We start from the raw sequence: 6391 nt of genomic DNA, 5'->3' as shown, positions 1-6391 counted from the left end.
CTGTATATTTCAGCGATCATCATACAAACACGCAGTTGGCCTGAGTTAGAAACATCTATTCTCTACCAACGAAGCGAGTGTGAACTCCCGATTGAGCATACCGCTAAACTGAGCGACAAGCTTAAAAGCCATGTGAGCCTAGGAAAAAACCGAAACACCGGCGTGTTCCTGGATATGCGTGCAGGTTGGCAATGGGTTGAAGAAAATGCACAGGACAAGTCTGTGTTGAACCTGTTCTCTTATACCAGCATATTTTCCTTGTTTGCCCTAGAAGGTGGCGCCAAGAAAGTTATTAATATGGATATGTCTGCTGGCGCACTCCGAACAGCTCAGCGTAATCATAATCTCAACGGAATCAGTCAGGGTAAAGCGAATTTTGTAAAACGGGATATATTGAAGTCACGCAAACAATTTTCTTCTTACGGCCCCTTTGACTTGATTATTACCGATCCCCCGCCCTACCAAAAAAAGGCCTTTCGAGGCTGGCAGGACTACAAGCGACTACTTGGCTGGTGCAAGGATTGCCTGAACGAGAATGGCACTTTACTTGTCAGTCTCAACAATCCGCATGTTACACATCAGCAGTTTAAAGATGAACTGGGCGACTGTTTCCCAGAAACCAAAGAAATGACCATCATAGATAGCTGTGCAGAGATCAAAGAAAACGACCCTAGCAAAGGCTTAAAACTCATTGCAGTGAGCTTATAATATAGAGAGGGCAAATCACCTAAACTGAGTCAGCTATTCTTCTATTACATCGATGGTGTAAGAAAGGAAGCGCTCTCCTTCACCGGCCCCGGATTTCAATATCACGGTAAAGCCAATAAATAAGTCTTCGCCACTGCCAGGAGAAGGCAAACCTGTAACGGGAGGTTTTTTATACGTGACGCCCTGATACTTCAGCTTAAAGTTCTTTAGCACAATCTTAGGATCGTCCTCAGTACTCATCACATCAATCGTAATTGACTGCTCAGTATCGCTAGAGATTCTATAGTGACCCGATACCGCATGACCGCCGACAATATCAGCATTGGTCGCAGCAGCTAAGTTTCCGTTTGGCTTTAAGACTATTTTCTTACGTGCATCAGGTATTAAAGCTAAAGGTAATTCTGCCTGCTGCAGTTCTTCAATTATGACCTTTGCTTTTCGGTATTTAACTGTTTGTTAGATGGTTTATTATTGCGCCAGCAATAATAAACCATCTAACAAACACTGACCGAAAACGTTATACGAACCAACATGAAACAGCGAAACAAATCTAGCCTTTGGCTTTTCAAGAATACATTATTAATTCTACTTACCGCACTCATCTCATTCCAAGTCTCTGCCGGACTTGTTCTTAACCCTCAGCGCATCGTGTTACAAGACAGAGAAAGAAGTGCAAGCTTGGACTTACTAAACACTGATTATAAAGCAGGACGATACCAAATATACTTCGAGCACAAGTATATGAAAGAAGACGGCAGTATCGTTGATATAGAAAACCCAGAAGAAGGTGGGCCCTATGCAGGCGATATGATTCGTTACTCCCCTCGCCGAGTTGATATTCCTGCCGGTGGATCTCAAACAATTCGTGTCGCCGCTCGACGCCCTAAAGGTTTGGCAGAAGGGGAATATCTATCTCACCTGGTACTTAAACAGATCCCGCAAAAAGCTGACGCGAACTCTCCGGCTACCCCAAAGAACGATGAAGATATCCAACTAAACCTTGCCGTTCAGCCAGTATTAAAACTAGCAATCCCCGTAATCGTTAGAAAAGGCGCTTCTACGACCACGGCAAGCATCTCTGACATTCAGCCAATCGTGCAAAACGAGCAAGTAGAAGAGCTCCACTTCTCGCTTCATCGCCAAGGAAATTTTTCTCTCTATGGGAACGTGGAACTATATGAGAAGAACGGTGAGCAACTTGGCTCCCGCGTAGGCTTTATTCGAGGTATCGCTTTATATACTCCAACTTTAAAACGACTAGTCAAAGTCCGCTTAAGCCAAGCGGCATCATTAACTGGAAAAGAATATCTTCTACGCTTTACTGAGGACGAAAAGTTTGGTGGCAGCAATGTCATCGAGCAAACGATAACATTCTAGACACCTGGCAGACTCTTATAACGTAAGATGGATTTTACCTAATATGCCACGCTATGCCGGCCTCTCGATTTTTCTCGTTTACTTAGCTGTATGGGAGCATGCTTTTGCAGAGCTCCCTCCAGAACCTGTTGAGTTGGCAGAGGATAATATACTGATCGTACAATTAAGTTACGATCAGCTATTACTCGAATAATCTCTTTTCGTCTATCAAACACCCGAGAATACATTTATTCCCGTACAAGGGTTGATAGATTCTCTGGATTTTCCTCTAACGCTAAATTTGGATTCGCTGTCGCTTGATGGCTGGTTTATTTCAGAAGACCGAAACTTTTCTCTCGACATCAATCAGAAAAGTGTTTTTCTCAAAGGCGAACGCCAAACCTGGCCAAAAGATTTTCAGTATGCACTTGATGGTTTTGATTTATATATTAATTTAAAAAGCATCGAGCGATGGTTCGACCTCAGCTTACTGCTGGATGTATCGCAACTTGAACTTAAACTATCGTCCTCAAGTCCACTACCAATCGTGACACAAAAGCTGCGAGCCCAGAAAAGAGCCAAGCTAAAGCCACAAGCTAAAGCTCAAACGGCTCACGACTACCTTCCCAATGAATACGACTGGCTTGGTTCCCCTTCGTTTGATATTGAGTTTTCACACAGTGCTGAGCGCTTTGAGAAATATAACGATCTGACGGGCAGGTATGAGGCAGATATCAGCCAATACAGTTCGGCTACTGTTCAGGGTGTCATGGATATTCTGAAACACTCTCTACAAACCAGTTACGTTAACCAAGATGGGGCTCAAGACCTTAGACTTACCTTTAGCAAAGCGGCAAGCGGGCCAGAGCAACGATTATTTCTGGGTATCGATCAATATAAGTTTGGTGACGTAAACAGTCATTCCAGTGCTTTGCTTTCCGGCTCCGTTAGTGGCAGCGGTGTCCACTTAAAGCGCGGTAGCAATGCACTCCAAGAACAAAGCAGTGACCTACTTCTAGAAGGCGATGCACCGCCGGGCTGGGAAGTTGAGCTTTATCGAAATGGCGCTTTAATTGACTTCACAAGCACATCTAGCAATGGCCAATATCGCTTTGACAAAATTTCTACCTATTTAGGAGAGAACATCTTTGATATTCGTATCTATGGGCCCCAGGGACAATATCGAAGCGAACAGAAAAAAATCACGGTCGGAGGTCAAATGCTGGCCAAAGGTTTGTGGGACTTTCAACTCTATGCTCTAAATAGAAACCAGCGCCTGCTTAGCCTTGAGGAAGAGGAGCTTGACGAGTCCTCATCTTTTTTTATGTCTGAATTTAACGCAGGGCTTAACGACTATCTCACCATTCAAGGTGCCCTCAGCCGCTTTACCCCCATAGACAACGAGATAGAACATCTCTATACAAGCTTGGGCTTTTTCGCTTCGCTTGGTGGAGGTTTTGGACAATTGAAATATGTCTCTGACCAGCAAAGCGGCCACGCATGGTCACTTGCATACAAGACCCGCTTGCTTAATACCAATATCAACTTTGATTTAGAAAAATATACAGACTTCATTAGTGATAAGAACCCGGATGGGAAACTGGAGCTGGATAGCAAACTACGAATCAATGGTCTTTGGGCAGATATCTGGTCACAAGATATATCCTACGACCTGGAGCTTCAACATGCTCAATATGCTAATGCACAGGAACAATGGCAACTTTCTAAACGCTTAAGCACACGCATTGGTCAGACCCAAATTGCCAATCTAATCAATTACTCACACAATAATATAGATGACGTGGAAGACTCTCTTATCACCACGTTAAGCGCAACCAGGCGCTGGCATAGCTGGAGACTCAAGACCGAAGCTAACTATAAAATATTACCGAAAGGTGTTCTGGACTCCATCCAATCGAGTGCCAACTATCAAGCAAGTAAACGGGTAAGTTATCAAGCCTCGTTAGGCTACATTCTATCGGAAGAAGACACATACAGCTTCGACAATATGATCAGCTGGCGTCTGGACAAATACTCGTTTTCTCTTTCTGCCGGATTTGATACACAAGACCATCAAAGTATTGGCTTAAGCATTAGCTCTGCCCTTGCCTACGACAAACCTCATAATAGCCTCTACCTTAGTCCTGAAAGTGTGGCCTCTAGTGCCAGCGTGCTCGCACACACATATTTGGATCACAACAATAACGGTAGGTTTGATGAACAGGACAGCCCTCTTCCAAATATACATTTTAAAGGAAAGAACAGCTGGAGAAACAGCGCCACAAACGAAGAAGGTTATGTCTCTTTATGGGGGGTTCCTGATCTTCAAATGCAAACGATCAGTATCAATTCCCGAAAAATTGAAGACCCGTTTCTGAAGCCACAGAAGGAGCATTTCACGCTCTATTCTCACTCGGGCAAGCTCAACGAGATCAGTATCGGCTTCCAAACTGCGATGGAACTCGAAGGAGAAGTGCTGCTTGAAAACAATGGTAAACTTATACCGAAAGCAGGTATTCCTGTCTCTCTTTTTACACTCGATGACTCACTGATACAGCAAACCCGAACCGAGTACGATGGTGTTTACATATTCGAAAACGTCCTACCAGGTAGCTACTTACTTAAAATAGATCCTGACTACCTTCAAAGTAAAAACCTCAGCGTAACACCAACTATAGAGCTCAAGACTTCAGGCGATGAAGGTATCATTTACCTTCCTCCCACACATCTCAAACAAAAAAATAAACTCTTACTTTTCAACATGTTAACCACACAAGCCACGATCACATAGCCCAGCTTTTTCATTTGCGCAAGAAATAAATATTTTTCACTTTTTCACATTTTAAGCATTGCTGCCTTAGCACTAGCTACTATACTTGAGTGGTATTCAGGACTTAATCAGCGATAAAAAGTGGAGGCAGACCGGCTTGAGAAAAGCACCCTTAGCATTAGTACTGCTTTCATGCTTTACGTTTTCAGTAAGCGCACAAGCTGAATCTTTTAAGGCAAAAGTGAAGTTGACCCTAGTCGACCCAGCATCGGTCAGCGCTATCGGCAGCACTCAACAAACCTTGTCGATGCCAGTTAAAAAGCTCGATAACAGCCAATGCACCATCGACCCTAAAAGCGGGTCTCTACAAGGTAACGCTTGCCTTGAGCCATCCGTCGATACACCTCAGCTAGATATTAGCGGGCGTGCCGCACAAGCCATCTCGGTAAAACTAAGTGAATCAGTCACAAATAGCGAAAGCGCGGCTTCTCTAAGCTTCGAACCGACGCTATATAATGGTTATGATCAAACTGAAAACTTTCAGCTAAGCACCAGTTCTCACAGCGTAAATATTGGTGGAACCATTTATCAACACAATACAAGTAACTCAGCACTTAATACCCAAGCAGTCCTTCAATACGGTGTAGAAGTACTTTACCCCTAGATTTACAAGCCCTAGCGCCCTATTAATTTCGCATGCCAATTAAGTTACCCTAGGTTATTTACATCAAGAACTCATTCTTCTATATTAAGTAACCCAGAGTAACTTAACTTCAAATAATAAAGGAACACACAATGAACTACATCTTGATAACCGGTGCAAGCGCCGGAATTGGCGAAGTATTCGCAGAACAATTAGCCGCTCAAGGTCACAACCTGATTCTGACCGCCCGCAGAGAAGAGCGCCTTCAAGCGCTAGCCAGTAAGCTGGAAAGCCAATATAAAATCTCGACACAAATCATCGCTGCTGATTTGTCTGACTCAAACGGTGCCGAAACGCTAGCTAGCAAAATAATCAACGAAGGTTGGGCGCTAAACGGCCTAATCAACAATGCAGGCTTTGGAGACCGCGGTGCATTCACTGAACTGTCACTGGATCGTCAGTTACAAATGATTCAGCTCAACGTCACCAGCCTGGTAGATCTAACGCACCGACTCATCCCCAAGCTATCACAACAGAGTAATAGCTTTATCATTAACGTTGCCTCAACCGCTGCCTTTCAAGCGGGACCTAACATGGCTATATACTACGCGACCAAGGCTTTTGTGCTGTCCTTCTCTGAAGCACTATATGAAGAGCTTAAGGGCCAAGGTATTGCCGTCAGCACACTTTGCCCAGGTGCAACCGCATCTGAGTTTGCATCAGAAGCTAATATGACTAACACAAAACTATTCAAAGCAGGTGCCATGACAGCAGAAGCTGTTGTCAGGAAATCGCTCAAGAAAAAAGACCGCGCCATTGTTATCACTGGCTGGAAGAATATTTTTGGTGTTTGGTCTGGTAAACTATCCCCACGTTCAGTCACACGAAAACTTGCAGGATGGTTACAAGCCTAA

At 44.0% G+C, this 6391-nt stretch carries 7 protein-coding genes; 6 read left to right on the top strand and 1 reads right to left on the bottom strand.

Translation table 11 applies throughout. From position 1 onward, the window contains the following. The coding region (locus tag A3729_RS04745; RefSeq protein ID WP_068633290.1) for a class I SAM-dependent methyltransferase at positions 1-708 on the top strand (708 nt) is incomplete at its 5' end. A gap of 33 nt (positions 709-741) precedes the next feature. Here the strand turns inward: A3729_RS04745 and A3729_RS04740 are convergent. Beyond that, positions 742-948, bottom strand: coding sequence for a hypothetical protein (locus tag A3729_RS04740; protein ID WP_068508080.1), 207 nt, complete (start codon positions 946-948; stop codon positions 742-744). Positions 949-1239: 291 nt separating this feature from the next. Between A3729_RS04740 and A3729_RS04735 the strand changes: the two genes are divergently transcribed. The 5 genes from A3729_RS04735 to A3729_RS04720 all read left to right on the top strand — a co-directional run bounded on the left by A3729_RS04735 (position 1240) and on the right by A3729_RS04720 (position 6391). Beyond that, positions 1240-2085, top strand: a complete 846-nt coding sequence (locus tag A3729_RS04735; RefSeq protein ID WP_068511797.1) for a molecular chaperone — start codon at positions 1240-1242, stop codon at positions 2083-2085. Between the two features lie 43 nt (positions 2086-2128). Next, positions 2129-2278: a hypothetical protein gene (locus tag A3729_RS31315; RefSeq protein ID WP_156495103.1), complete on the top strand. Its 150-nt coding sequence runs from the start codon at positions 2129-2131 to the stop codon at positions 2276-2278. A gap of 87 nt (positions 2279-2365) precedes the next feature. Continuing rightward, positions 2366-4855: a hypothetical protein gene (locus A3729_RS04730; RefSeq protein ID WP_068633288.1), complete on the top strand. Its 2490-nt coding sequence runs from the start codon at positions 2366-2368 to the stop codon at positions 4853-4855. Between the two features lie 85 nt (positions 4856-4940). After that, a complete protein-coding gene (locus A3729_RS04725; protein ID WP_068511790.1) occupies positions 4941-5498 on the top strand; it encodes a hypothetical protein in 558 nt (185 codons plus the stop codon). 131 nt (positions 5499-5629) lie between these two features. Next, positions 5630-6391: an SDR family oxidoreductase gene (locus A3729_RS04720; protein ID WP_068511786.1), complete on the top strand. Its 762-nt coding sequence runs from the start codon at positions 5630-5632 to the stop codon at positions 6389-6391.

The organism is Oleiphilus sp. HI0043 (genome assembly GCF_001634935.1).
Note: the sequence above shows the minus strand (reverse complement) of the source record. Positions and strands in the feature narration are given on the sequence as shown.

Excerpts from the sequence above, each read along its gene's own strand:
- A3729_RS04740 (WP_068508080.1), bottom strand. The coding sequence starts at position 948 with ATGAGTACTGAGGACGATCCTAAGATTGTGCTAAAGAACTTTAAGCTG.
- A3729_RS04735 (WP_068511797.1), top strand. The coding sequence starts at position 1,240 with ATGAAACAGCGAAACAAATCTAGCCTTTGGCTTTTCAAGAATACATTA.
- A3729_RS31315 (WP_156495103.1), top strand. The coding sequence starts at position 2,129 with ATGCCACGCTATGCCGGCCTCTCGATTTTTCTCGTTTACTTAGCTGTA.
- A3729_RS04720 (WP_068511786.1), top strand. The coding sequence starts at position 5,630 with ATGAACTACATCTTGATAACCGGTGCAAGCGCCGGAATTGGCGAAGTA.